At 60.2% G+C, this 24,451-nt stretch carries 23 protein-coding genes and 4 tRNA genes; 19 read left to right on the top strand and 8 right to left on the bottom strand.

Translation table 11 applies throughout. The annotated features are described in order from the left end of the window. Positions 1 to 17 precede the first annotated feature (17 nt). The 3 genes from WH299_RS16560 to WH299_RS16550 all read right to left on the bottom strand — a co-directional run bounded on the left by WH299_RS16560 (position 18) and on the right by WH299_RS16550 (position 3,387). Positions 18 to 917 carry an acyltransferase gene (locus tag WH299_RS16560; RefSeq protein WP_123478077.1) on the bottom strand — a complete coding sequence of 300 codons (900 nt, stop codon included), beginning with the start codon at positions 915 to 917 and terminating at the stop codon, positions 18 to 20. Beyond that, positions 918 to 3,017 (bottom strand): phosphate acetyltransferase, encoded by a 2,100-nt coding sequence (gene pta, locus WH299_RS16555; protein WP_033896986.1) that lies wholly within the window; start codon positions 3,015 to 3,017, stop codon positions 918 to 920. It abuts the gene before it with no gap. 79 nt (positions 3,018 to 3,096) lie between these two features. Beyond that, positions 3,097 to 3,387, bottom strand: coding sequence for a DUF3565 domain-containing protein (locus tag WH299_RS16550; protein WP_033896987.1), 291 nt, complete (start codon positions 3,385 to 3,387; stop codon positions 3,097 to 3,099). Between WH299_RS16550 and WH299_RS16545 the strand changes: the two genes are divergently transcribed. Next, on the top strand, positions 3,386 to 3,871 hold the full coding sequence (locus WH299_RS16545) for an FKBP-type peptidyl-prolyl cis-trans isomerase (protein WP_016976314.1): 486 nt from the start codon (positions 3,386 to 3,388) through the stop codon (positions 3,869 to 3,871). The two genes, WH299_RS16550 and WH299_RS16545, sit on opposite strands and share 2 nt — an antisense overlap. A gap of 352 nt (positions 3,872 to 4,223) precedes the next feature. Here WH299_RS16545 and rpsT read toward each other — a convergent pair whose 3' ends face one another. Next, positions 4,224 to 4,502: a 30S ribosomal protein S20 gene (rpsT, locus tag WH299_RS16540; RefSeq protein ID WP_016976313.1), complete on the bottom strand. Its 279-nt coding sequence runs from the start codon at positions 4,500 to 4,502 to the stop codon at positions 4,224 to 4,226. A gap of 253 nt (positions 4,503 to 4,755) precedes the next feature. Between rpsT and murJ the strand changes: the two genes are divergently transcribed. From murJ to ispH, 6 genes are all read left to right on the top strand, one after another. After that, positions 4,756 to 6,294 (top strand): murein biosynthesis integral membrane protein MurJ, encoded by a 1,539-nt coding sequence (gene murJ / locus WH299_RS16535; protein WP_038844672.1) that lies wholly within the window; start codon positions 4,756 to 4,758, stop codon positions 6,292 to 6,294. A gap of 119 nt (positions 6,295 to 6,413) precedes the next feature. Beyond that, entirely contained in the window at positions 6,414 to 7,352 is a 939-nt protein-coding gene (gene ribF, locus WH299_RS16530) for a bifunctional riboflavin kinase/FAD synthetase (RefSeq protein ID WP_010213269.1), read from the top strand. A 14-nt stretch (positions 7,353 to 7,366) separates the two neighbouring features. Continuing rightward, on the top strand, positions 7,367 to 10,198 hold the full coding sequence (gene ileS, locus WH299_RS16525; RefSeq protein ID WP_123478081.1) for an isoleucine--tRNA ligase: 2,832 nt from the start codon (positions 7,367 to 7,369) through the stop codon (positions 10,196 to 10,198). Continuing rightward, positions 10,191 to 10,700 carry a signal peptidase II gene (gene lspA, locus WH299_RS16520; RefSeq protein WP_028618779.1) on the top strand — a complete coding sequence of 170 codons (510 nt, stop codon included), beginning with the start codon at positions 10,191 to 10,193 and terminating at the stop codon, positions 10,698 to 10,700. Before ileS ends, lspA begins: the two co-directional genes overlap by 8 nt. A 7-nt stretch (positions 10,701 to 10,707) precedes the next feature. Next, positions 10,708 to 11,145 carry an FKBP-type peptidyl-prolyl cis-trans isomerase gene (gene fkpB / locus WH299_RS16515; RefSeq protein WP_173390393.1) on the top strand — a complete coding sequence of 146 codons (438 nt, stop codon included), beginning with the start codon at positions 10,708 to 10,710 and terminating at the stop codon, positions 11,143 to 11,145. A 158-nt stretch (positions 11,146 to 11,303) separates the two neighbouring features. Then, a complete protein-coding gene (gene ispH / locus WH299_RS16510) occupies positions 11,304 to 12,251 on the top strand; it encodes a 4-hydroxy-3-methylbut-2-enyl diphosphate reductase (RefSeq protein ID WP_016976308.1) in 948 nt (315 codons plus the stop codon). Here the strand turns inward: ispH and WH299_RS16505 are convergent. Beyond that, on the bottom strand, positions 12,205 to 12,786 hold the full coding sequence (locus tag WH299_RS16505; RefSeq protein WP_122723682.1) for a GspH/FimT family pseudopilin: 582 nt from the start codon (positions 12,784 to 12,786) through the stop codon (positions 12,205 to 12,207). The two genes, ispH and WH299_RS16505, sit on opposite strands and share 47 nt — an antisense overlap. A gap of 192 nt (positions 12,787 to 12,978) precedes the next feature. Between WH299_RS16505 and pilV the strand changes: the two genes are divergently transcribed. The 5 genes from pilV to thiO all read left to right on the top strand — a co-directional run bounded on the left by pilV (position 12,979) and on the right by thiO (position 16,291). After that, positions 12,979 to 13,464, top strand: a complete 486-nt coding sequence (pilV, locus tag WH299_RS16500; RefSeq protein ID WP_339550803.1) for a type IV pilus modification protein PilV — start codon at positions 12,979 to 12,981, stop codon at positions 13,462 to 13,464. Beyond that, entirely contained in the window at positions 13,461 to 14,168 is a 708-nt protein-coding gene (locus WH299_RS16495) for a PilW family protein (protein WP_126570454.1), read from the top strand. Before pilV ends, WH299_RS16495 begins: the two co-directional genes overlap by 4 nt. A gap of 7 nt (positions 14,169 to 14,175) precedes the next feature. After that, positions 14,176 to 14,706: a pilus assembly PilX family protein gene (locus WH299_RS16490; RefSeq protein ID WP_339550801.1), complete on the top strand. Its 531-nt coding sequence runs from the start codon at positions 14,176 to 14,178 to the stop codon at positions 14,704 to 14,706. 11 nt (positions 14,707 to 14,717) lie between these two features. After that, entirely contained in the window at positions 14,718 to 15,119 is a 402-nt protein-coding gene (locus WH299_RS16485; RefSeq protein ID WP_339550799.1) for a type IV pilin protein, read from the top strand. Between the two features lie 62 nt (positions 15,120 to 15,181). Continuing rightward, positions 15,182 to 16,291, top strand: a complete 1,110-nt coding sequence (thiO, locus tag WH299_RS16480; RefSeq protein ID WP_339550798.1) for a glycine oxidase ThiO — start codon at positions 15,182 to 15,184, stop codon at positions 16,289 to 16,291. Here the strand turns inward: thiO and WH299_RS16475 are convergent. Further along, positions 16,278 to 16,511: a PP0621 family protein gene (locus WH299_RS16475; RefSeq protein WP_028618786.1), complete on the bottom strand. Its 234-nt coding sequence runs from the start codon at positions 16,509 to 16,511 to the stop codon at positions 16,278 to 16,280. The genes thiO and WH299_RS16475 overlap by 14 nt on opposite strands. Before the next feature lie 125 nt (positions 16,512 to 16,636). Continuing rightward, positions 16,637 to 17,662: an outer membrane protein assembly factor BamD gene (locus WH299_RS16470; RefSeq protein WP_028618787.1), complete on the bottom strand. Its 1,026-nt coding sequence runs from the start codon at positions 17,660 to 17,662 to the stop codon at positions 16,637 to 16,639. 149 nt (positions 17,663 to 17,811) lie between these two features. Between WH299_RS16470 and rluD the strand changes: the two genes are divergently transcribed. The 7 genes from rluD (at position 17,812) to WH299_RS16435 (ending at position 22,907) form a co-directional block, all read left to right on the top strand. Further along, on the top strand, positions 17,812 to 18,774 hold the full coding sequence (gene rluD, locus WH299_RS16465; RefSeq protein WP_016976299.1) for a 23S rRNA pseudouridine(1911/1915/1917) synthase RluD: 963 nt from the start codon (positions 17,812 to 17,814) through the stop codon (positions 18,772 to 18,774). Next, complete coding sequence (pgeF, locus tag WH299_RS16460; protein ID WP_339550797.1) at positions 18,771 to 19,496, top strand: peptidoglycan editing factor PgeF; 726 nt, start codon at positions 18,771 to 18,773, stop codon at positions 19,494 to 19,496. Before rluD ends, pgeF begins: the two co-directional genes overlap by 4 nt. A 130-nt stretch (positions 19,497 to 19,626) precedes the next feature. Next, positions 19,627 to 22,191 carry an ATP-dependent chaperone ClpB gene (gene clpB, locus WH299_RS16455; protein WP_028618789.1) on the top strand — a complete coding sequence of 855 codons (2,565 nt, stop codon included), beginning with the start codon at positions 19,627 to 19,629 and terminating at the stop codon, positions 22,189 to 22,191. Positions 22,192 to 22,492: 301 nt separating this feature from the next. Next, a tRNA-Asn gene (locus WH299_RS16450) sits at positions 22,493 to 22,568 on the top strand. A 10-nt stretch (positions 22,569 to 22,578) separates the two neighbouring features. Beyond that, positions 22,579 to 22,655: transfer RNA gene (locus WH299_RS16445), tRNA-Pro, on the top strand. A 5-nt stretch (positions 22,656 to 22,660) separates the two neighbouring features. Then, positions 22,661 to 22,736, top strand: a tRNA-Lys gene (locus WH299_RS16440). Between the two features lie 94 nt (positions 22,737 to 22,830). Beyond that, a tRNA-Pro gene (locus WH299_RS16435) sits at positions 22,831 to 22,907 on the top strand. Positions 22,908 to 23,101: 194 nt separating this feature from the next. Here WH299_RS16435 and WH299_RS16430 read toward each other — a convergent pair. Then, complete coding sequence (locus WH299_RS16430; RefSeq protein WP_016976296.1) at positions 23,102 to 24,400, bottom strand: NAD(P)/FAD-dependent oxidoreductase; 1,299 nt, start codon at positions 24,398 to 24,400, stop codon at positions 23,102 to 23,104. Between the last annotated feature and the right edge of the window lie 51 nt (positions 24,401 to 24,451).

Raw genomic sequence — 24,451 nt, 5'->3', positions numbered from 1 at the left:
CAGCTCCCACATTTTGATCACTGTTTGCCTGGGAAGTCTTTGTGCAGCTTTTCCAGCAGTTGGTCCTTGTCTTCCCACAACCGATTGATCCACCCCTGGAACGCCAACCGATACGTCCCATCCTGCTCATAATTCTTGCCAATGAACTCAGCCGGAATCAGCACTTCCTCAAAGTGCACCACCACATCCTTCACATTCCCACACAGCAAATCCCAATACCCAGGACGCCCGGCCGGGTAGTGAATGGTCACATTGACCAGTGACTTCAACTGCTCACCCATGGCATCCAGCACAAACGCAATCCCGCCAGCCTTGGGCTTGAGCAGGTAGCGAAACGGCGAGTTCTGCTGGGCATGTTTGCCCGGCGTAAATCGTGTGCCTTCGGCAAAGTTGAAAATGCCCACCGGGTTGTCGCGAAATTTCGCACAGGTCTTGCGGGTGGTTTCCAAGTCCTTGCCTTTCTTTTCCGGGTGTTTTTCCAGGTAGGCCTTGGTGTAGCGCTTCATGAACGGAAAGCCCAGCGCCCACCACGCCAGGCCAATCACCGGCACCCAGATCAGCTCCTGCTTGAGGAAAAACTTCAGCGGGCGAATACGCCGGTTCAGCACGTATTGCAGCACCATGATGTCGACCCAGCTCTGGTGGTTGCTGGTCACCAGGTATGAGTGCTGATAGTCCAGACCTTCCAGGCCGGTGAGGTGCCAGCGCGTGCGCCGCACCAGGTTCATCCAGCCCTTGTTGTTGGTGACCCAGGCCTCGTGGGTGTGGTTCATCAGCCATTCGCTGAAGCGCTTGGCAAACGGCAGCGCCTTGAACAGCGCGACGATGAACAGGAACGAGCACAACAGGATCGTGTTCAGTGCCAACAACAACGAAGCGATCACCCCGCGCACGGCGGCAGGTAAAAAATCCAGCATTTAGATATCCATAGGTCGGTTGGCGGCTTGGATCGCGGTGAGCGCGATGGTGTACACGATGTCGTCTACCTGGGCGCCGCGCGGCAGGTCGTTGACCGGTTTGCGCAGGCCTTGCAGCATTGGCCCCAGGCTCACGCAGTCAGCGCTGCGCTGCACGGCCTTGTGCGTGGTGTTGCCGGTGTTGAGGTCGGGAAACACGAACACCGTGGCCTTGCCGGCGACCTGGCTGTTGGGCGCCAACTGCCGGGCCACGTTTTCGTTGGCGGCGGCGTCGTATTGCAGCGGCCCGTCGATCAGTAGCGAACTTTGCTGCTCGTGGGCAAGCAGGGTGGCTTCGCGGACTTTTTCCACTTCTTCGCCGCTGGCTGAATCGCCACTGGAATAGCTGATCATCGCCACGCGCGGGGTGATGCCGAACGCTGCGGCCGAGTCGGCGCTTTGCAGCGCAATCTCCGCCAACTCCGCCGCGCTCGGGTGCGGGTTCATCACGCAGTCGCCGTACACCAGCACCTGCTCAGGGAACAGCATGAAGAACACCGACGACACCAGCGTGCAGCCCGGCGCCGTTTTAATCAGTTGCAGGGCAGGGCGGATGGTGTTGGCGGTGGAGTGAATGACCCCGGAAACCAGGCCGTCCACTTCGTCCAGCGCGAGCATCATGGTGGCGATCACCACCGTGTCTTCCAGTTGCTGCTCGGCCATCGGCGCGTTGAGGCTTTTGCTCTTGCGCAGCGCCACCATCGGCTCGACGTAGCGTTGGCGAATCAGGTCCGGGTCGAGAATCTCCAGGCCTTCGGGCAGTTCGATGCCCTGTGCGCGGGCGACCGCTTCCACGTCCGCCGGCTTGGCCAGCAACACGCAGCGGGCAATGCCCCGCGCCTGGCAGATGGCGGCGGCTTGCACGGTCAGTGGCTCGCTACCTTCGGGCAATACGATGCGTTTGTTGGCGGCCTGGGCACGCTGGATCAACTGGTAGCGGAACACCGCCGGCGACAGGCGCATTTCCCGTGGTGTACCGCAACGTTGGTGCAGCCAGCGCGCATCCAGATGGCTGGCGACGAAATCGGTGATGATCTCCGCGCGTTCGCGGTCATCAATCGGGATTTCCTTGTTGAGGCTGTTGAGCTGGTTCGCCGTGTCGTAGGAACCGGTGCTCACCGACAACACCGGCAGCCCGGCCTGGAATGCGCCACGGCACAATTCCATGATGCGCGGGTCGGGCAGGGTGTCGCTGGTCAGCAACAGGCCGGCCAGGGGCACGCCGTTGATCGCGGCGAGGCTGACGGCGAGGATGATGTCGTCGCGGTCGCCGGGTGTCACCACCAGTACGCCGGGCTTGAGCAGCTCCACGGTGTTACGCATGGTACGGGCGCAGATGATGATTTTGGTCATGCGCCGGGTTTCGTAGTCGCCGGCGTTGAGGATCTGTGCGCCCATCAGGTCGGCCACGTCGCGGGTGCGCGGGGCGTTGAGTTCCGGTTGATAGGGAATGCAGCCGAGCAGGCGGAAATCGCCGCTGCGCAACAGGGGCGAATGTTCTTTGAGGCGCGCCGCGAAGGCTTCCATGCTTTCGTCGGTGCGCACCTTGTTGAGGATCACGCCGAGTACTTTCGGGTCTTTCGGGCCGCCGAACAGTTGGGCCTGCAATTCCACGCGGCCGGAGAGTTCGGTGAGCACTTCGTTTTCCGGGGCCGAGACCAGGATCACTTCCGCATCCAGGCTCTTGGCCAGGTGCAGGTTGACCCGCGCCGCATAGCTGGCGCTGCGGGTTGGCACCATGCCTTCGACAATCAGCACGTCCTTGCCCACGGCGGCTTGCTGGTACAGCGTGATGATTTCTTCGAGCAGTTCGTCGAGCTGGCCGTCGCCGAGCATGCGTTCTACGTGGGCCAGGCCCAGGGGCTGTGGCGGCTTGAGGCCGTGGGTGCGCGCTACCAGCTCGGTGGAGCGCTCGGGGCCGGTATCGCCGGGGTGCGGCTGGGCAATCGGCTTGAAGAAACCGACTTTCAGTCCGGCCCGCTCAAGGGTGCGCACCAGCCCAAGGCTGATGGAGGTCAGACCCACACCAAAATCGGTGGGCGCGATAAAAAAAGTCTGCATGCGAATTCTCTGAAGGTGCATGGCTTCGGTGAGGTTCTATGGTTGAACGTCTACCGGGAATCAGGCGCCAAGGTTATCGTTATTCGTGTGCTTGCGCACACCAGCCGCAGGCAAAGGGCTGGCCTATTTTTTCAAGGCGTTGCGCGGGGTCGAGTACCCAGGCGCGGGACTGCCAGGGTGGCTGGTGGCGCAGGTGCTGGGTGTGGCCGCAAGAGAGCTCGGCGACCCAGTGTTGATCGTCATCCTGGTGGAACCCGATGATGAAGGATGCCGTTGATCGGTCCCGTCTGTCCGGGTTCTGTTCGCTTTCGGGCAAATCCTTGTTTAGACTTGTCCGTTCTTCATTCTTATGCAAAAGGTCTCGCCCCATGACGATCGCCGCTAACAAGGCTGTCTCCATCGACTATACCCTGACCAACGACGCTGGTGAGGTCATCGACAGCTCCGCCGGCGGCGCGCCGCTGGTCTACCTGCAAGGCGCAGGTAACATCATCCCAGGCCTGGAGAAGGCACTGGAAGGCAAGAACGTCGGTGATGAGCTGACCGTTGCCGTAGAACCTGAAGATGCCTACGGCGAGTACTCGGCCGAACTGGTCAGCACCCTGAGCCGCAGCATGTTCGAAGGCGTTGACGAGCTGGAAGTGGGCATGCAGTTCCACGCTTCCGCGCCGGACGGCCAGATGCAGATCGTGACGATCCGTGATCTGGACGGCGACGACGTGACCGTCGACGGCAACCACCCTCTGGCTGGCCAGCGCTTGAACTTCCAAGTGAAGATCGTTGCCATCCGCGACGCCTCCCAGGAAGAAGTGGCTCACGGCCACGTCCACGGTGAAGGCGGTCACCAGCACTGATTGATGTAGTGATCAGTTGCTAGCAAAAACGCCCCGACTGGTTCGGGGCGTTTTTTTGCCTGTGTTTTTTGGCGGATCGGTTTCCTGTGGCGAGCGGGCTTTTTGTGGTGAGCGGGCTTGCCCCGCGCTGGGGTGCGAAGCGGCCCTAAAACCTGAGATTGAGTTCTGTCTGGAGGGACGCGTTGAATGTATTGGGGCTGCTGCGCAGCCCAGCGCGGGGCAAGCCCGCTCACCACAGAAGCTTCCCAGCACAAGAGGGTTTCTAAGGCACAAACAAAAATGCCCCGGACCTTTCGGTACGGGGCATTTCTTAACTGTTACGCAACCTGGGTTGCGATGCAGTTGTTACCACTTAGGCTGCAGCAGCGACGCTCAGAGCCTTGATGTGGCCATTCAGACGGCTCTTATGACGAGCGGCCTTGTTCTTGTGGATGATGCCTTTATCGGCCATGCGGTCGATAACTGGCACAGCCAGAACGTAAGCTGCTTGAGCTTTTTCAGCGTCTTTGGTGTCGATGGCTTTAACTACATTCTTGATGTAGGTACGAACCATGGAACGCAGGCTGGCGTTGTGGCTGCGACGCTTCTCAGCCTGTTTTGCACGTTTTTTGGCGGAAGGTGTGTTGGCCACCGTCGAGCTCCTCGAAAGACTTTTTAGGAAATAGCAAACAAAATAGGCCGCGAATCATGCCGATGACTTGATGTGTTGTCAAGGGCGGCTGATGCGAACTGCTGAGTGGTCGATCTGAAGAGGCGGGTGATTTATTTCCGGCGCTTGACCTGTAAACTCGCGAGCTTTGGCTCTGTGCTGTTGCAGGCGCGCAGTATCGCATAAGTAGGCGCTTTGTTCGCCTGCTCTTTATCTAAAGGCGCAAACTCTTTCAATGAATCTGCTCAAATCGTTGGCCGCCGTCAGCTCTATCACGATGATCTCCCGGGTTCTGGGGTTTGTACGCGATACGCTGTTGGCGCGTATTTTCGGCGCCAGCATGGCCACGGATGCTTTCTTTATTGCCTTTAAACTGCCCAACCTGCTGCGGCGGATCTTTGCTGAAGGCGCATTTTCCCAGGCATTCGTGCCGATCCTGGCCGAATACAAGACCCAGCAGGGCGAGGAAGCCACCCGCACCTTTATTGCCTACGTCTCGGGCCTGTTGACCCTGGTGTTGATGTTGGTGACCGTGCTCGGCATGCTCGCGGCTCCCTGGGTGATCTGGGCCACGGCGCCCGGTTTTGCCAATACCCCGGAAAAATTCGCGCTGACCACCGACCTGTTGCGCGTGACCTTTCCTTATATATTGCTGATCTCCCTTTCATCCCTTGCCGGGGCGATCCTCAATACCTGGAACCGTTTCTCGGTGCCGGCCTTCGTGCCGACCCTGCTGAACGTCAGCATGATTATTTTCGCGCTGTTCCTTACGCCGTACTTTGATCCACCGGTGATGGCACTGGGCTGGGCGGTACTGGCCGGCGGCCTGGCGCAATTGCTCTACCAACTACCGCACCTGAAAAAGATTGGCATGCTTGTCTTGCCGCGCCTGAACCTCAAGGACACCGGCGTATGGCGCGTGATGCGCAATATGCTGCCAGCGATCCTCGGTGTGTCGGTCAGCCAGATTTCCCTGATCATCAATACCGCGTTCGCCTCGCTGCTGGTGTCTGGCTCGGTGTCGTGGATGTACTACGCCGACCGCCTGATGGAATTGCCGTCCGGCGTACTGGGCGTGGCGCTGGGCACGATTCTGCTGCCAACCCTGGCGCGCACTTACGCCAGCAAGGATCGCCAGGAGTATTCGCGCATCCTCGATTGGGGGTTGCGCCTGTGCTTTGTGCTGGTGCTGCCATGTGCGCTGGCGCTGGGGATCCTGGCCGAACCGTTGACCGTGTCGCTGTTTCAATACGGTCAGTTCGATGCCCATGACGCCTTGATGACCCAGCACGCGCTGGTTGCCTATTCCGTCGGGCTGCTCGGCATCATCGTGATCAAAGTGCTGGCTCCCGGCTTCTATGCCCAGCAAAACATCCGTACGCCGGTGAAAATCGCGATATTCACGCTAATCGTCACGCAACTGCTCAACTTGGTGTTTATCGGCCCGTTGGCCCACGCCGGCCTTGCCCTGGCGATCAGTGCCGGTGCTTGCATCAACGCCGGGCTGTTGTTTTACCAATTGCGTAAGCAGCAGATGTTCCAGCCGCAGCCAGGCTGGGGCCTGTTTGCCCTCAAGTTGCTGGTGGCGGTGGCCATGATGTCGGCCGTGCTGTTGGGCCTGATGCACTTCATGCCGGCGTGGGATGAAGGCCATATGCTGGAGCGCTTCATGCGTCTTGGCGTATTGGTTGTCGCGGGTGTGGTGGTGTACTTCGGGATGTTGCTGCTGCAAGGCTTCCGCCTGAGGGATTTCAATCGCAAGTCCCTGGGTTAGAGAGTTTGCCGCGATAAAACGGTTGTTTTATCGATTCGATCCATTTGGCCTGTGCTGTTGCCTGTCGTCCGGGGCCGGGTGTGGTTATAATCGACCACTTTATGAGCAAGAAGCGCGTTATGCAGCTGGTTCGAGGTCTCCACAACCTGCGCCCCGAGCATCGGGGCTGCGTCGCCACTATTGGCAACTTTGACGGTGTTCACCGTGGCCACCAGGCTATCCTGGCTCGGCTGCGCGAACGCGCGGTCGAGTTGGGCGTGCCCAGCTGCGTGGTGATTTTCGAGCCACAGCCGCGGGAATACTTTACCCCCGAGACCGCGCCGGCCCGCTTGGCCCGCCTGCGGGACAAGCTGCAATTGCTGGCTGAGGAGGGTGTGGACCGTGTCCTCTGCCTGGCCTTCAACCAGCGTTTGCAAAGCCTGAGCGCCGCCGAGTTTGTCGACCGCATCCTGGTTGATGGCCTGGGCGTGCAGCATTTGGAGGTCGGTGACGACTTCCGCTTTGGTTGCGACCGCGTCGGGGATTTCGATTTCCTGCAGCATGCGGGCGTCAACCAAGGGTTTACCGTCGAAGCCGCACAAACCGTCGAACTGGACGGCCTGCGCGTGAGCAGTACCCAGGTGCGTAATGCCCTGGCCGCTGCCGACTTCGCCTTGGCCGAGCGTTTGCTCGGTCGCCCGTTCCGCATTGCCGGACGGGTCCTGCACGGCCAGAAGCTGGCGCGCCAATTGGGCACGCCAACCGCCAACGTGCAACTCAAGCGCCGTCGTGTGCCGCTGACCGGGGTTTACCTCGTCAGCGTCGACATCGACGGCCAATCGTGGCCCGGAGTCGCCAACATAGGCGTCAGGCCCACGGTTGCAGGTGATGGCAAGGCCCACCTGGAAGTACATCTGCTGGATTTTGCCGGTGATCTGTATGACCGGCGTTTGACGGTGGTTTTCCACCAGAAGCTGCGTGAAGAGCAGCGTTTCGCCTCCCTTGAGGCGTTGAAAACGGCGATCAATGCGGATGTCGCCGCCGCCCGTGCACTAGCCGCACCTAGCGCCCATCGCTAACCGAAGAGCCTTAAATGACCGACTATAAAGCCACGCTAAACCTTCCGGACACCGCCTTCCCAATGAAGGCCGGCCTGCCACAGCGCGAACCGCAGATCCTGCAGCGCTGGGACAGTATTGGCCTGTACGGAAAGTTGCGCGAAATTGGCAAGGATCGTCCGAAATTCGTCCTGCACGACGGCCCTCCTTATGCCAACGGCACGATTCATATCGGTCATGCGCTGAACAAGATTCTCAAGGACATGATCCTGCGCTCGAAAACCCTGTCGGGCTTCGACGCGCCGTACGTGCCGGGTTGGGACTGCCACGGCCTGCCGATCGAACACAAAGTCGAAGTGACCTACGGCAAGAACCTGGGCGCGGATAAAACCCGCGAACTGTGCCGTGCCTACGCCTCCGAGCAGATTGAAGGGCAGAAGTCCGAATTCATCCGCCTGGGCGTGCTGGGCGAGTGGGACAACCCCTACAAGACCATGAACTTCAAGAACGAGGCCGGGGAAATCCGTGCCTTGGCCGAAATCGTCAAGGGCGGTTTCGTGTTCAAGGGCCTCAAGCCCGTGAACTGGTGCTTCGACTGTGGTTCGGCCCTGGCTGAAGCGGAAGTCGAATACGAAGACAAGAAGTCCTCGACCATCGACGTGGCCTTCCCGATTGCCGACGACGCCAAGCTGGCCGAGGCCTTTGGCCTGTCTTCGCTGGCCAAGCCAGCCGCCATCGTGATCTGGACCACCACCCCGTGGACCATCCCGGCCAACCAGGCGCTGAACGTGCACCCGGAATTCACCTACGCCCTGGTGGACGTCGGTGACCGCCTGCTGGTGCTGGCTGAGGAGATGGTCGAGGCCTGCCTGGCCCGCTACGAGCTGCAAGGTTCGGTCATCGCCACCACCACCGGCTCCGCGCTGGAACTGATCAACTTCCGCCACCCGTTCTATGACCGTCTGTCGCCGGTGTACCTGGCTGACTACGTTGAACTGGGTTCGGGCACCGGTATCGTTCACTGCTCGCCTGCCTATGGCGTAGACGACTTTGTGATCTGCAAGAAGTACGGCCTGGTCAACGACGACATCATCAACCCGGTGCAAAGCAACGGTGTTTACGTGCCGTCGCTGGAGTTCTTCGGCGGCCAGTTCATCTTCAAGGCCGATCAGCCGATCATCGAAAAGCTGCGCGAAGTCGGTGCGCTGATGCAAACCGCAACCATCCAGCACAGCTACATGCACTGCTGGCGCCACAAGACCCCGCTGATCTACCGCGCCACCGCGCAGTGGTTCATCGGCATGGACAAAGAGCCAACCAGCGGCGACACGCTGCGTGTCCGCTCGCTCAAAGCCATCGAAGACACCCAGTTCGTCCCGGCCTGGGGCCAGGCGCGCCTGCACTCGATGATCGCCAACCGTCCGGACTGGTGCATCTCCCGCCAGCGTAACTGGGGCGTGCCGATCCCGTTCTTCCTGAACAAGGAAAGCGGCGAGCTGCACCCACGTACCGTCGAACTGATGGAACAAGTGGCCCAACGCGTTGAACAGGAAGGCATCGAAGCCTGGTTCAAGCTGGACGCCGCCGAACTGCTGGGCGACGAAGCGCCGCAGTACGACAAGATCAGCGACACCCTTGACGTGTGGTTCGACTCCGGCACCACTCACTGGCACGTGCTGCGCGGCTCGCACCCGATGGGTCACGAAACCGGCCCGCGTGCTGACCTGTACCTGGAAGGCTCCGACCAACACCGTGGCTGGTTCCACTCGTCGTTGCTGACCGGTTGCGCCATCGACAACCACGCGCCGTACCGCGAACTGCTGACACACGGTTTTACCGTCGACGAGACGGGCCGCAAAATGTCCAAGTCGCTGAAGAACGTGATCGAGCCGAAGAAGATCAACGACACCCTGGGCGCCGACATCATGCGTCTGTGGGTTGCGTCGACCGACTATTCGGGCGAAATCGCCGTGTCGGACCAGATCCTGGCCCGCAGCGCCGATGCCTACCGCCGTATCCGCAATACCGCACGTTTCCTGCTGTCGAACCTGACCGGCTTCAACCCGGCCACCGACATCCTGGCGGCTGAGGACATGCTCGCCCTCGACCGTTGGGCCGTGGACCGTACCCTGTTGCTGCAACGCGAGTTGCAGGAAAACTACGGTGAGTACCGCTTCTGGAACGTGTACTCGAAGATCCACAACTTCTGCGTGCAGGAGCTGGGTGGTTTCTACCTCGACATCATCAAGGACCGCCAGTACACCACCGGCGCCAACAGCAAGGCGCGCCGCTCGGCGCAGACCGCGCTGTTCCACATCTCCGAAGCGCTGGTGCGCTGGATCGCGCCGATCCTGGCCTTCACCGCCGACGAACTGTGGGAATACCTGCCGGGCGAGCGCAACGAGTCCGTGATGCTCAACACCTGGTACGAAGGCCTGACCGAACTGCCGGCCGACTTCGAACTGGGCCGCGAGTACTGGGAAGGCGTGATGGCCGTGAAGGTTGCGGTGAACAAGGAGCTGGAAGTGCAGCGTGCGGCCAAGGCCGTCGGTGGCAACCTGCAAGCCGAAGTCACCCTGTTTGCCGAGGAAGGCCTGACCGCCGACCTGGCCAAGCTGAGCAACGAACTGCGCTTCGTGCTGATCACCTCTACCGCGAGCCTGGCGCCATTCGCCCAGGCCCCGGCGGACGCGGTCGCCACCGAAGTGCCGGGCCTCAAGCTCAAAGTGGTCAAGTCGGCCTTCCCTAAGTGCGCCCGTTGCTGGCACTGCCGTGAAGACGTCGGCGTGAACCCTGAGCATCCGGAAATCTGTGGTCGCTGCGTCGACAACATCTCGGGTGCTGGTGAGGTTCGCCACTATGCCTGATACCAGTCGTTTCGGACGTCTGGGCTGGCTCGTACTGAGTCTGCTGGTCCTGGTCATCGACCAGGTCAGCAAGGCTCATTTCGAAGGCTCCCTGCAGATGTTCCAGCAGATCGTGGTGATCCCGGATTACTTCAGCTGGACCCTGGCCTACAACACCGGCGCCGCTTTCAGCTTTTTGGCGGATAGCGGCGGCTGGCAGCGCTGGCTGTTCGCCTTGATCGCCGTGGTCGTCAGTGCGGTACTGGTGGTGTGGCTCAAGCGTCTTGGCCGTGATGACACCTGGCTGGCGATCGCCTTGGCGCTGGTATTAGGCGGTGCGCTGGGCAATCTTTACGACCGCATTGCCCTCGGCCATGTGATCGACTTTATCCTGGTGCATTGGCAGAACCGCTGGTACTTCCCGGCGTTCAACTTTGCCGACAGCGCCATCACCGTCGGTGCAATCATGCTGGCGTTGGACATGTTCAAAAGTAAGAAAACCGGAGAGACCGTCAATGACTGATCAGGTATTGGCTGAGCAACGCATCGGCCAGAACACGGAAGTCACCTTGCATTTCGCACTGCGCCTGGAGAATGGCGATACGGTCGACAGCACGTTCGACAAAGCCCCGGCCACCTTCAAGGTCGGCGATGGCAACCTGCTGCCGGGTTTCGAAGCGGCCCTGTTTGGCTTCAAGGCTGGCGACAAGCGCACCCTGCAGATCCTGCCGGAAAACGCCTTTGGCCAGCCCAACCCGCAAAACGTGCAGATCATCCCGCGTTCGCAGTTCCAGGACATGGACCTGTCGGAAGGCTTGTTGGTGATCTTCAACGATGCGGCGAATACCGAACTGCCTGGTGTGGTAAAAACCTTCGATGACGCGCAAGTGACCATCGACTTCAACCACCCGTTGGCCGGTAAAACCTTGACGTTCGACGTTGAAATCATCGACGTTAAAGCGATCTGACTGACAAAACCGGCGCCTGCGGGCGCTGGCTTGTGTGGGAGCTGGCTTGCCTGCGATAGCATCATCCTGGTGTACCTGATGCACCGAGGTGTCAGCATCGCAGGCAAGCCAGCTCCCACAAGATCCAATTTCTTGCCGAGCAAGACACGAGGCACAGCATGCAAATCAAACTCGCCAACCCCCGTGGCTTCTGCGCCGGCGTGGACCGGGCGATCGAAATCGTCAACCGCGCCCTGGAAGTCTTCGGGCCGCCGATTTACGTGCGTCATGAAGTCGTCCACAACAAATTCGTGGTCGAAGACCTGCGCGCGCGCGGCGCCATCTTTGTCGAAGAGTTGGACCAGGTGCCGGACGACGTCATTGTCATCTTCAGCGCCCACGGTGTTTCCCAGGCCGTGCGTACCGAAGCGGCTGGCCGTGGCCTCAAAGTCTTCGATGCCACCTGCCCGCTGGTCACCAAGGTGCATATCGAAGTGGCGCGCTACAGCCGTGACGGTCGAGAGTGCATCCTGATTGGCCATGCCGGCCACCCGGAAGTCGAAGGCACCATGGGCCAGTATGACGCCAGCAATGGCGGGGCGATTTACCTGGTGGAAGACGAAAAAGATGTTGCCAGCCTGCAGGTGCACAACCCCGAGCGCCTGGCATTCGTGACCCAGACCACCTTGTCCATGGACGACACCAGCCGCGTGATCGACGCGCTGCGCAGCCGCTTCCCGGCGATTGGCGGTCCACGCAAGGACGACATCTGCTACGCCACTCAAAACCGGCAGGATGCGGTCAAGCAACTGGCCGATGAATGCGATGTGGTTTTGGTTGTCGGCAGCCCTAACAGCTCAAACTCCAACCGCCTGCGTGAGTTGGCTGAACGCATGGCAACGCCGGCGTACCTGATCGATGGCGCCGAAGATATGCAACGCAGCTGGTTCGATGGCGTCGAGCGTATCGGTATCACGGCGGGCGCTTCGGCCCCGGAAGTGCTAGTGCGCGGCGTTATCCAGCAGTTGCATGCCTGGGGCGCCACTGGTGCCGATGAGCTGGCTGGCCGTGAAGAGAACATCACCTTCTCCATGCCCAAGGAGCTGCGGGTTCGCTCGCTGCTCTGAGTACCTGTGTGCCGGAGTAGCTCCGGCACAACGCCTGCTCGGCACGCTCGCTGCGCAGGCTGATGCGCCCGCTGGGCGCCAGTACGACCTGATACAGGCTCTGCGCCTGATCTGTGGCGCATACGTGCACGGTGCCAGCGCGAAAACCTCCTCCTGAAAACACCGGTTCGCCTAGTCCGCTGAAGCGCACCTGATTCTTGACAGGCCCATTGCCAACGATCGCCACGCCGCCATTGTCCTGGTGCTCCAGCAGTACTGGGTTGTCGTCATCCAGATAGCCGCGTCCGCTCACATCCACAATGACCCGCCAGCCCTGGCTCCAGTCGTCTTCCCGCGCATGAATGACCACTGGTTGGTTACGGGCGATGGCTTCAGTCCGGGCGTAGCGCAGGCCTGCGGCCAAGGATTGCGCGACGCCCTGTCGCTGCTGTGATTCCAGCAAACCCTTGAAGCTGGGGGTGGCCAGGCTGGCCAGGATGCCGCTCACGATCAGCCCGAGCAGCAGTTCGATCAGGGTGAAGCCTTGTTGGCGCATGTATCGTCCGTCCTTGGATTCAGGTGAAGCACTAGGTATAGCGCCCAGTACGTTGCGCCGAATGATGGCCTTCATGTCCAAAGTATTTCCCTTTGTTCCGGGAGCAGCGCGAGCGAAAAACCGACGCTAGTCTTGGGCCGTACAGCAGATTTCTCCTGCTTTTTTCGGACCTCGACACGGATGACGACGGTAATGCTTGCTTGCCCCAACAGCGGTTTCCCCGAGGATTTTTCTAGGCGCCAAATCGGCATGACGCTGATCGAGGTGCTGGTTGCAGTGTTGATTCTCGCCATGGGCCTGCTGGGTGCGGCGGTGATCCAGCTCAATGCGCTCAAGTACACAGACAGTTCCAGGATGACCAGCCAGGCGAGTTTCATTGCCTACGACATGCTTGACCGAATCCGCGCCAATTCCGCTGTCGACTACTCCTGGGGGCGAGCCGAGCGTGCTCCTGTCAGCAGTGCGTCCACCAGCGTGCGCGACCTGGATTTGCATGATTTCGATGCCAATATCCTCGGTTTTGCCGGGGCGACCGCCAAAGGCTCGGTGTCGGTCAGTGCGGGCGAGGTGACGGTCAGCATCAGTTGGGACGATAGCCGGGGCGCAAACAGACCGGGTGCCCGGGAAACATTCACCCTGACCAGCCGCATCGATGATGAGTCGAGGGGCGCGCAATGAAATGGAGCGTTAGGGGATTCAGCCTGGTGGAGTTGCTACTGGCGTTGGCCATGGGCCTAGTAGTGGTGCTTGGGGTCACCCAAGTGCTGATCAGTTCCAGAGCCACTCACGCCAGCCAGCAGGCCGCCATGTTGCTGCAGGACGATGCACGGTTCTTACTGGGCAAGATGACCCAGGATATTCGCCAGGCGGGCATGTTTGGCTGTTTGGCCACGGCGTCTATCGACAATGCTCCACCCGCTTTTGATCAGCCTGTCAGTTGGAAGGCCGAGGCGGGGGCGAAGTCGCTGTTGCTGGTGACAACTGATGTCGGACTGGAAAGTGGCAAGCCTGACTGGACCGTATTGTCCGACTGCACGGGGACCGCCCAGGCTTATGTTGGCAGTGCGCCAGCGCCTGCCCCCGGACAGATCCGTTTTGCGCTGCGCCAGATCACCTACACCTTCGAAGCCGGCCAATTGAGAGTCAGTACGCCTGCGGCGCCTGCCAAGGCCGTGCTGGTGGATAACGTGCAGGCTTTCGATATCAGCTTTGGCGTGGCTGCCAAACCATCGTCGACGGAGGTGGCGCGTTACGACGCGAGTCCGGCGGACCTTGCCTTGATACGCAGTGTGCGCATCCTGATGACGCTGCAAGACCCAGCCGGACGCGTGAAGGATCAAACCTACAGCGTCGTGGCGGCGCTGCGAAACCGGCTGGGGTAGGGCGGCCATGATGCTTAAAGAGCCTATTCGTCTGCGGCAGGCGGGCATGGTGCTGCTGATCAGCCTGGTGTTGTTGCTGTTGTTGTCGCTGATCGGGCTGTCATCCCAGCAAGGGGCGGTGAGCCAGCAAAAGGTCACCGCTAGCCTCTGGCACCGCAATCAGTCGCTGCAAAGCGCCGAGAGTGGCTTGCGGCGTGGGGAGTCAGTCGTAAAGCGATCATTTGCGATGCTGCCGCCTTGCCGGTCGGTTGTCACCTGCGCACCTCCGGCCGCCGCCTATTCGGTGGTTGGGGCGGGGCTGGACCCTGTTTCGGGGATCACTTGGGCTGCACTGGACGGCGGTCTATACGGCATTCAATCCCTGGGACCCTCGGTGGGGCTGGCGCATTTGCCACCACACACCGTGGCCGACGCGTATCGAGTGACGGCTGTCGGGTTAAGCGGCCAATTGCGCACGGTGCTGGAGAGCGTCTATGCGCATGTAGAAGAGGAGGGCGGCTCGCGTTTCCGGCGGGTGGCCTGGCGGCAACTTCAATAAGGAGCGTTGAAATGGGCATGGACAGCCAGGGCTTTACCTTGATTGAGTTACTGATCGCCGTGGCGATCATTGCGGTGCTGGCCGGGGTTGCTTACCCCGGCTACACCAGCCATATGAAAAAAGTCTATCGCGTGGAAATCGTCGCGTTATTGACCGATCAGGCTCAGCATCTGGAGCGTTTTTATACAAGGAACGGTACTTTTATTGATGCAAGCGGCGTCAGCGAGGGCAATGATCGCTATAGAATCACCGCAGCATTGAACCCTCAGGATTTCCAACTGGTGGCTACGCCTGGCGTCCGCTCGGTGATGACCGGCGATCCTTGCGGCGACTTCAGCCTGGCCAGTACCGGTGCGCGGACCAATCCGGGCGCGGCACCTGAAATGTCGCGCAAGCTGTGCTGGGGGCAATGATGAGGGTGCTGGATGACTGGGCGCCAAGTGCGCGTGTTCCTATTTATCGGCTGGATCAAATGATGGCAGAGCAACAGCAGGTAGTGATTGTCGGTGGTGGGGTCATCGGCTTGTTGACGGCGTTCAACCTGGCGACCCAAGGGCAAGCCGTGGTGCTGCTGGAGCGCGCGGGGTTGGGGCAGGAGTCCTCCTGGGCGGGCGGTGGCATTGTCTCGCCGCTGTATCCGTGGCGCTACAGCCCGGCCGTCACCGCACTGGCCCATTGGTCCCAAGACTTTTATCCTCAGTTGGCACAGCGCCTGTTTGCCCAGACCGGTGTCGACCCGGAGGTGCATACCACGGGCCTGTACTGGCTGGACCTGGACGACGAAGCCGAAGCCCTGGCCTGGGCTGCGCGAGAAGGCCGCCCCTTGAGCAAAGTGGATGTCTCGGCTGCCCATGATGCCGTTCCGGTGCTGGGCGGCGGGTACTCCAGCGCGGTCTACATGGCTGACGTCGCCAATGTGCGCAACCCGCGCCTGGTCAAATCCCTCAAGGCGGCACTGCTCGCGTTGCCCGGCGTGACCCTCCACGAGCAGTGTGAGGTGACCGGATTTGTTCTGGATGCGGGCAATGTCGTGGGTGTGAATACCGCTGATGGGCCGATCTTCGGTGATCAGGTCGTACTGGCGGCCGGCGCGTGGAGCGGCGAACTGCTGGGTACTTTGGGCCTGTCGCTGCCGGTCGAGCCGGTCAAAGGCCAGATGATCCTGTACAAATGCGCCTCGGACTTCCTGTCGAGCATGGTCCTGGCCAAGGGGCGTTATGCGATCCCGCGGCGTGACGGGCACATCTTGATCGGCAGTACCCTGGAGCATGAAGGCTTCGACAAGACCCCTACCGAAACGGCGCTGCAAAGCCTCAAGGCATCAGCGCTGGAGTTGATTCCCGCGTTGGCGGACGCCGAGGTGGTTGGGCACTGGGCCGGATTGCGCCCTGGTTCACCGGAAGGCATCCCCTATATTGGCCAAGTGCCGGGCTTCAAAGGCTTATGGCTCAACTGCGGCCATTATCGCAATGGCCTGGTGCTTGCGCCGGCATCCTGCCAGTTGTTTTCCGACTTGCTGCTGGCGCGTACGCCGATCATCGACCCCGCGCCTTATGCGCCAGAAGGTCGGATCAACGCTGGATAGACTTCGGTCCTTGTTCCAGATGCGCTTGGGTGCAATACCACTCCTGGCGCGAGCTCAGGGCGCGATCCTGTGGCAGGTGTACACCGCAGTGGGCGCAGCGCACCATCAGGGCAGCGTCAGGCTCGCTGGTACGTTGCTGCTTGGCGGCCGGGCTTTTGAATTTGCGCCAGAACCATACTGCGGCGGCAATGACGGCAATCCAGAACAATAGACGAAGCATGATGGGCAGTTTCTCGACAAGGAATGCGCCAGTTTAGCCAAGGACGTGCCAGGCGCACAGCGCAATAAATATCACCCACAAAAAAGGAGCCTCGAAAGGCTCCTTCTTGATGACGCCGGGTGCAATCAGTCGAACACACCGAAGGTCATGTAGCTGAACCACGAACGATCCTGGTTGTTGCCCAGGGCCTGCGGCTCTTCCTCTTCGATCACGTCGCCGTTCTCGTCATGCGGCTTGAGCTCCGAAGGAATGGCGTCCTTGGCGTCCTGGTACTGCTTGATCACGTCCTGGTTGGCGCGGGTTTCGCCCGGCGGCAGCGGTGGACGGGATTCGATCAGGCCCAGGGTGTACTTGCTCAGCCACGAACGGTTGTCGGCTTCAGCAACCTGAGGCACGAACTGGCCGTCTTTCAGGCTTGGGTGATCCGGGTAGTTGAGCTTCAGGGTTTCCAGGCTGGTGCTGGCCAGCTCGTCCAGGTGCAGACGCTGGTAAGCTTCGGTCATCACCGCCAGGCCGTCACCCACAGAAGGGGTTTCCTGGAAGTTTTCTACCACATAACGACCACGGTTGGCGGCGGCTACGTAGGCCTGACGGGTCAGGTAGTAGTGCGCCACGTGGATCTCGTAGGACGCCAGCAGGTTGCGCAGGTAGATCATGCGCTGCTTGGCATCCGGTGCATAGCGGCTGTTGGGGTAGCGGCTGGTCAACTGGGCGAACTCGTTGTAGGAGTCGCGGGCAGCACCCGGGTCACGCTTGGTCATGTCCAGCGGCAGGAAGCGCGCCAGCAGGCCGACGTCCTGGTCGAACGAGGTCAGGCCCTTCATGTAGTAGGCGTAGTCGACGTTCGGGTGCTGCGGATGCAGACGGATGAAACGCTCGGCGGCGGACTTGGCAGCTTCCGGCTCGGCGTTCTTGTAGTTGGCGTAGATCAGCTCGAGCTGGGCCTGGTCGGCATAGCGCCCGAACGGATAACGCGACTCCAGTGCCTTCAGCTTCGCTGTGGCGCTGGTGAAGCTATTATTGTCCAAGTCTTTCTGAGCCAGTTGGTACAACTCGACTTCGCTCAGGTTTTCGTCGACGACTTCCTTTGTTGACGAGCAAGCAGCAGTCATGGCGAGGATGGCGATCAGCAGCAGGTGTTTCACTTGCATGGCGGCTTGCGTCCCTATGACGGCCGCTGTCTTGGGCGGGGCCGTCCTGTTATGATGAGCGCCCCGTTGAAAGCCTCGGGGCAAAAGACGCCGTATTTAACCACAAGCGCGCAGCCGAAACCAAAGGCTACGCCACGCCTAGTCTGAGCATGTCCGATAAAATTGAACTTCGCGCAGAGGTGCCGTCCGAATTGGGCGGCCAACGCCTCGATCAAGTCGCCGCACAATTATTCGCTGAGCACTCGCGCTCGCGCCTTTCCGCCTGGATCAAAGACGGCCGCCTGACTGTGGATGGAGCGGTTATCCGCCCGCGAGACATAGTCCATGGCGGTGCGATTCTTGAGCTGACTGCCGAGCAGGAAGCCCAGGGAGAATGGGTCGCCCAGGACATCGAGCTGGATATCGTCTATGAAGACGACGACATCCTGGTCATCAACAAACCCGCAGGCCTGGTGGTTCACCCGGCGGCCGGGCACGCTGATGGCACCTTGCTCAATGCCCTGCTGCACCACGTGCCGGACATCATCAATGTCCCGCGCTGCGGCATCGTGCACCGTCTGGACAAGGACACCACCGGTTTGATGGTGGTGGCCAAGACCATTCAGGCGCAGACGCAGTTGGTCACACAATTGCAAAGCCGCAGCGTCAGCCGGATCTACGAGTGCATCGTGATCGGCGTGGTGGTAGCGGGTGGCAAGATCAACGCCCCGATCGGTCGCCACGGCCAGCAGCGCCAGCGTATGGCGGTGATGGAAGGCGGCAAGCAGGCCGTTAGCCATTATCGTGTGCTGGAGCGTTTCCGTTCCCACACCCACGTGCGGGTCAAGCTGGAAACCGGCCGTACCCACCAGATTCGCGTGCACATGGCGCACATCAACTTCCCGTTGGTCGGAGATCCGGCCTACGGCGGTCGCTTCCGTATTCCGCCTGCGGCCAGCCAGACCATGGTTGAATCGTTGAAAACCTTCCCGCGCCAGGCCTTGCATGCACGTTTCCTGGAGCTGGACCATCCGACGAGCGGTAAACGGATGAGCTGGGAATCGCCGCTGCCGGACGATCTGGTCTGGCTGCTGTCGCTGCTCAAGCAGGATCGCGAGGCGTTTATCGGATGAGTGACTGGCTGATTCCTGACTGGCCTGCGCCGGCTCAGGTCAAAGCCTGCGTCACCACCCGTGCGGGCGGCGTCAGCCTGACGCCGTTCGACAGCCTCAACTTGGGCGATCACGTCGAGGACAGCCTGGGGGCCGTCCTTGAGAATCGCCGTCGTCTTAGCGATGCCTTCAATATTCAGCCGGCTTGGCTGCGTCAGGTTCATGGTGTGACTGTGGTCGAAGCCGACCCAAATCGCACCGTCGAAGCGGATGGCAGTTGGACCAGCACCCCCGGCATTGCCTGCACCTCCATGACCGCCGATTGCCTGCCTGCGTTGTTCTGCAACCGCGCCGGCACCCGTGTGGCGGCAGCCCATGCCGGTTGGCGTGGCCTGGCGGCGGGCGTGCTGGAAGCTGCCTTTGAAAGCCTGGATACCGATCCGGTTGAAGTGCTGGTCTGGCTTGGCCCGGCGATTGGCCCGCAAGCCTTTGAAGTCGGCCCGGAAGTGCGTGAAGCCTTCATGCAGCAATTGCCGATCACCGCCGAAGCCTTCGTACCCAGCCGTAATCCCGGCAAGTTCATGGCCGACATCTATAAGCTGGCCCGTTTGCGCCTGGCCGCACGTGGCGTCACTGCTGTTTATGGTGGTGGGTTCTGCACCGTGACCGACCCGCGCTTCTTTTCTTACCGCCGTAGCCCACGCACCGGTCGGTTTGCCTCCCTTATCTGGCTGGAACGCTAGACTCATCTGATCTGCGTCAACTGTCCGTAGCTTGAATCTCCCAGAATCCACCCCATCTATAAGGGTATCTGGCAGGTTTCTTCATTCAGGATGTTTTATAGCTCCGGCCTGCTCAAAAGGAAGGTGACTAATGCGTATAGATCGTTTAACCAGCAAATTGCAGTTGGCGTTATCTGACTCTCAATCCCTGGCGGTGGGCCTCGACCACCCAGCCATCGAGCCTGCACATTTGATGCAGGCACTCCTGGAACAGCAAGGTGGTTCTATCAAGCCCTTGCTGATGCAGGTGGGCTTTGACGTCAACAGCCTGCGCAAGGAGTTGAGCAAAGAGCTCGACCAACTGCCGAAAATCCAAAACCCGACCGGCGACGTGAATATGTCCCAGGACTTGGCGCGCCTGCTTAACCAAGCGGACCGCCTGGCCCAGCAAAAGGGCGACCAGTTCATCTCCAGCGAACTGGTGTTGCTCGCGGCCATGGACGAAAACAGCAAGCTCGGCAAGTTGTTGCTGGGCCAGGGCGTGAGCAAGAAAGCCCTGGAAAACGCCATCAACAACCTGCGTGGCGGCGACGCGGTGAACGACCCCAACCATGAGGAGTCGCGCCAAGCCCTTGATAAATACACCGTCGATCTGACCAAGCGCGCTGAAGAAGGCAAGCTTGACCCGGTGATCGGCCGTGACGATGAAATCCGTCGCACCATCCAGGTCCTGCAACGTCGCACCAAGAACAACCCGGTGCTGATCGGTGAGCCTGGCGTGGGTAAAACCGCGATTGCCGAGGGCCTGGCCCAGCGCATCATCAATGGTGAAGTGCCGGACGGCCTCAAAGGCAAACGCCTGCTGTCCTTGGACATGGGGTCGCTGATTGCCGGCGCCAAGTTCCGTGGCGAGTTCGAAGAACGCCTGAAATCCCTGCTTAATGAACTGTCGAAGCAGGAAGGGCAGATCATTCTGTTTATAGACGAACTGCACACCATGGTCGGCGCCGGTAAAGGCGAAGGCTCCATGGATGCGGGCAACATGCTCAAGCCAGCCTTGGCGCGGGGCGAGTTGCATTGCGTCGGTGCCACGACGCTCAACGAATATCGCCAGTACATTGAAAAGGACGCGGCCCTTGAGCGTCGCTTCCAGAAAGTGCTGGTGGAAGAGCCGAGCGAAGAGGACACCATTGCGATCCTGCGTGGCCTGAAAGAGCGTTATGAGGTCCACCATAAGGTGGCGATCACTGACGGTGCGATCATTGCGGCGGCGAAATTGAGCCACCGCTATATCACTGATCGTCAGTTGCCTGACAAGGCCATCGACTTGATCGACGAAGCGGCCAGCCGCATCCGCATGGAGATCGACTCCAAGCCGGAAGTGCTCGACCGTCTGGATCGGCGCCTGATTCAACTGAAGGTTGAGTCCCAGGCCCTGAAGAAAGAAGAAGACGACGCGGCGAAAAAACGCCTGGAAAAACTCCAGGAAGAGATCGTTCGTCTGGAACGCGAGTATTCGGACCTGGAAGAAATCTGGACCTCGGAAAAAGCCGAAGTGCAGGGCTCTGCGCAGATCCAGCAAAAGATCGAGCAGTCCCGCCAGGAGCTGGAAGCCGCGCGCCGTAAAGGCGACCTGAACCGCATGGCCGAGTTGCAGTACGGGGTGATCCCCGACCTGGAGCGCAGCCTGCAGATGGTCGACCAGCACGGCAAGCCTGAAAACCAGTTGCTGCGCAGCAAGGTGACCGAGGAAGAAATCGCCGAAGTCGTCTCGAAGTGGACCGGCATTCCGGTGTCGAAAATGCTCGAAGGCGAGCGCGACAAGCTGCTGAAGATGGAAAGCCTGTTGCACCAACGTGTGATTGGCCAGGAAGAGGCCGTGGTCGCGGTGTCCAACGCGGTACGGCGTTCGCGGGCCGGTTTGTCCGACCCGAACCGTCCGAGCGGCTCGTTCATGTTCCTCGGCCCGACCGGTGTGGGTAAGACCGAACTGTGCAAGGCCTTGGCCGAGTTCCTCTTTGATACCGAAGAGGCCATGGTGCGGATCGATATGTCCGAATTCATGGAGAAACACTCGGTGGCTCGCTTGATCGGTGCACCACCAGGCTATGTGGGCTACGAAGAGGGCGGTTACCTGACCGAAGCCGTGCGGCGCAAGCCTTACTCGGTGATCCTGCTGGATGAGGTCGAGAAGGCGCACCCGGATGTGTTCAACATCCTGCTGCAAGTGCTGGAAGATGGACGCCTGACGGACAGCCACGGGCGTACCGTGGACTTCCGCAACACGGTGATCGTGATGACCTCCAACCTGGGCTCGGCACAGATCCAGGAGTTGGTGGGTGATCGTGAAGGCCAGCGCGCTGCCGTGATGGATGCGCTGACCAGCCACTTCCGTCCGGAGTTCATCAACCGGGTCGACGAAGTGGTGATCTTCGAGCCTCTGGCACGGGATCAGATCGCCGGCATCACTGAGATCCAGTTGGGCCGCCTGCGTGGTCGCCTGGCAGAACGCGAGCTGGACCTGGTGTTGAGCGGCGAGGCGTTAGACAAGCTGATCGCGGTTGGTTACGACCCGGTGTATGGCGCACGGCCTCTGAAACGTGCGATCCAGCGCTGGATCGAGAACCCGCTGGCCCAGCTGATCCTGTCCGGCAGCTTCATGCCGGGCACCAGCGTCGAGGCGACGGTGGAAAACGACGAAATTGTCTTCCACTGATCCCCGTCTGTTGGGTATTAAGAGAAGGCCCCGCATTGCGGGGCCTTTTTTTTTCGATAGGGCGTTGAACTGTAAGGCAAAGGCTTGTAAAGTGCGCCCCGCAGCAACGTCAGCCCACGGGTTTCTTCTCCCCAAGAAGAAATCAGAAACAAGCGCAAATCATTGTCTTAAAAGCAATTTAAAGGGTTGACAGGGGTTTTTAAGATTGTAGAATAGCGCGCCTCAGAGACATGAACGTAGCGATACGGACAAGTCGAAGAGAAGGTAGTAAGCAACAACGTAGTGCTTTGAAATATGTAGTTCCGTGATAGCTCAGTCGGTAGAGCAAATGACTGTTAATCATTGGGTCCCAGGTTCGAGTCCTGGTCACGGAGCCAATTTCAATATCGGGGTATAGCGCAGTCCGGTAGCGCGCCTGCTTTGGGAGCAGGATGTCGGGAGTTCGAATCCCCCTACCCCGACCATATTTGGGTCGTTAGCTCAGTTGGTAGAGCAGTTGGCTTTTAACCAATTGGTCGTAGGTTCGAATCCCACACGACCCACCATTTTTGAGACCAGTTAACGCTGGAATCGAATCTTAAGATCAGAGGCCAAAAGCGCTGATCGAAGAAGGCGACTGAAAGGTCGCCTTTTTTTTACCGGGGTATAGCGCAGTCCGGTAGCGCGCCTGCTTTGGGAGCAGGATGTCAGGAGTTCGAATCCCCTTACCCCGACCATATTAAAAATCCTCGTATCGAAAGATACGGGGATTTTTTTTGTGCGCTTAAAACTCAAGAACACTGGAAATCAAAATGTGGGAGGGGGCTTGCCCCCGATGGCGGTGGACCAGTCACTGATTTGCCGACTGACACACTGCAATCGGGGGGCAAGCCCCCTCCCGCGTTGATTGAGCTCCTGAGGGGCTGTGGTGTTAATGCAATTTAAGACGCGGCTCGGTGCCACGCCCAATCTTGCTCCCCAGCATCAACATCGCCGTACGGAAGAACCCATACAGCGCCATCTGGTGCATGCGGTACAGCGACACATAGAACATCCGCGCCAGCCAGCCTTCGAGCATCACACTGCCGGTGAGGTTGCCCATCAAGTTACCCACCGCCGAGAAGCGCGACAGCGAGATCAGCGAGCCATAGTCGGTGTACTTGTAGCTCGGCAGGTCCTTGCCTTCGATGCGCAGCTTCAGCGACTTGGCCAGCAACGAGGCCTGCTGGTGAGCCGCCTGGGCCCGTGGCGGCACGTTGCGGTCGGTGCCCGGTTGCGGGCAGGCGGCGCAGTCGCCGAAGGCAAAAATGTTCTCGTCGCGGGTGGTTTGCAGCGTCGGCAAAACCTGCAATTGATTGATGCGGTTGGTTTCCAGGCCGTCGATGTCCTTGAGGAAACCTGGCGCGCGAATCCCGGCGGCCCAGACCTTGAGGCTGGCGGGAATCACCTGGCCACTGCTGGTGATCAGCGCATCGGCCGTCACTTCACTGACCGCCGAATTGGTCAGCACGGTCACCCCAAGTTTCTCCAGGGTTTTATGCACAGGCCCGCCGATACGCTCCGGCAGGGCTGGCAGCACCCGTGGGCCGGCTTCGATCAGGGTGATGTGCATGTTTTCCGGCTTGATGCGGTCCAGGCCGTAGGCGGCCAGCTCATGGGCGGCGTTGTGCAGTTCGGCGGCCAACTCGACCCCGGTTGCCCCCGCGCCGACGATGGCGACGCTGATCTTTTCCACCACATCCGTCTGCCCGGCATGGGCGCGCAGGTAGTGGTTGAGCAATTGCTGGTGGAAGCGCTCGGCCTGCTTGCGGGTGTCGAGGAACAGGCAGTGTTGCGCCGCGCCTTCGGTACCGAAGTCATTGGTGGTGCTGCCAACTGCAATCACCAGGCTGTCGTAGCCCAGCACGCGTGCGGGCACCAGCTCACGACCTTCTTCGTCGAGAGTGGCGGCCAGCTGGATTTTCTTCTGTTCACGGTCAAGCCCGCTCATGCGCCCCAGTTGGAACTCGAAGTGGTTCCATTTGGCTTGGGCGACATAATTGAGTTCGTCTTCCGAAGAATTCAGCGAACCGGCGGCCACTTCATGCAGCAGGGGCTTCCAGATGTGGGTCAGGTTGGCGTCTACCAGCGTGATGCTGGCGGTGCCGCGCTTGCCCAGAGTCTTACCCAGGCGGGTAGCCAACTCCAGGCCGCCGGCGCCGCCGCCGACGATAATAATACGATGGGTCATGGGGATATCTCGCAAGGCTAAAAGAAATCGGAGCAGTTACCCCCGCGAGCG

This window comes from Pseudomonas sp. MYb541, assembly GCF_037479595.1.
GTDB classification, from domain to species: Bacteria; Pseudomonadota; Gammaproteobacteria; order Pseudomonadales; family Pseudomonadaceae; genus Aquipseudomonas; species Aquipseudomonas canadensis.
Note: the sequence above shows the minus strand (reverse complement) of the source record. Positions and strands in the feature narration are given on the sequence as shown.

Bases quoted from the DNA above. Each gene is read 5' to 3' on its own strand.
- lspA (WP_028618779.1), top strand. From the start codon at position 10,191: ATGCCTGATACCAGTCGTTTCGGACGTCTGGGCTGGCTCGTACTGAGT.
- WH299_RS16560 (WP_123478077.1), bottom strand. From the start codon at position 917: ATGCTGGATTTTTTACCTGCCGCCGTGCGCGGGGTGATCGCTTCGTTG.
- rluD (WP_016976299.1), top strand. From the start codon at position 17,812: ATGTCCGATAAAATTGAACTTCGCGCAGAGGTGCCGTCCGAATTGGGC.
- WH299_RS16475 (WP_028618786.1), bottom strand. From the start codon at position 16,511: ATGCTTCGTCTATTGTTCTGGATTGCCGTCATTGCCGCCGCAGTATGG.
- thiO (WP_339550798.1), top strand. From the start codon at position 15,182: ATGGCAGAGCAACAGCAGGTAGTGATTGTCGGTGGTGGGGTCATCGGC.
- clpB (WP_028618789.1), top strand. From the start codon at position 19,627: ATGCGTATAGATCGTTTAACCAGCAAATTGCAGTTGGCGTTATCTGAC.
- ribF (WP_010213269.1), top strand. From the start codon at position 6,414: ATGCAGCTGGTTCGAGGTCTCCACAACCTGCGCCCCGAGCATCGGGGC.
- WH299_RS16485 (WP_339550799.1), top strand. From the start codon at position 14,718: ATGGGCATGGACAGCCAGGGCTTTACCTTGATTGAGTTACTGATCGCC.
- WH299_RS16470 (WP_028618787.1), bottom strand. From the start codon at position 17,662: ATGCAAGTGAAACACCTGCTGCTGATCGCCATCCTCGCCATGACTGCT.
- WH299_RS16495 (WP_126570454.1), top strand. From the start codon at position 13,461: ATGAAATGGAGCGTTAGGGGATTCAGCCTGGTGGAGTTGCTACTGGCG.
- WH299_RS16430 (WP_016976296.1), bottom strand. From the start codon at position 24,400: ATGACCCATCGTATTATTATCGTCGGCGGCGGCGCCGGCGGCCTGGAG.
- WH299_RS16490 (WP_339550801.1), top strand. From the start codon at position 14,176: ATGATGCTTAAAGAGCCTATTCGTCTGCGGCAGGCGGGCATGGTGCTG.
- ileS (WP_123478081.1), top strand. From the start codon at position 7,367: ATGACCGACTATAAAGCCACGCTAAACCTTCCGGACACCGCCTTCCCA.
- WH299_RS16505 (WP_122723682.1), bottom strand. From the start codon at position 12,786: ATGCGCCAACAAGGCTTCACCCTGATCGAACTGCTGCTCGGGCTGATC.
- murJ (WP_038844672.1), top strand. From the start codon at position 4,756: ATGAATCTGCTCAAATCGTTGGCCGCCGTCAGCTCTATCACGATGATC.
- pilV (WP_339550803.1), top strand. From the start codon at position 12,979: ATGCTTGCTTGCCCCAACAGCGGTTTCCCCGAGGATTTTTCTAGGCGC.
- ispH (WP_016976308.1), top strand. From the start codon at position 11,304: ATGCAAATCAAACTCGCCAACCCCCGTGGCTTCTGCGCCGGCGTGGAC.
- WH299_RS16545 (WP_016976314.1), top strand. From the start codon at position 3,386: ATGACGATCGCCGCTAACAAGGCTGTCTCCATCGACTATACCCTGACC.
- WH299_RS16550 (WP_033896987.1), bottom strand. From the start codon at position 3,387: ATGGGGCGAGACCTTTTGCATAAGAATGAAGAACGGACAAGTCTAAAC.
- pta (WP_033896986.1), bottom strand. From the start codon at position 3,017: ATGCAGACTTTTTTTATCGCGCCCACCGATTTTGGTGTGGGTCTGACC.
- pgeF (WP_339550797.1), top strand. From the start codon at position 18,771: ATGAGTGACTGGCTGATTCCTGACTGGCCTGCGCCGGCTCAGGTCAAA.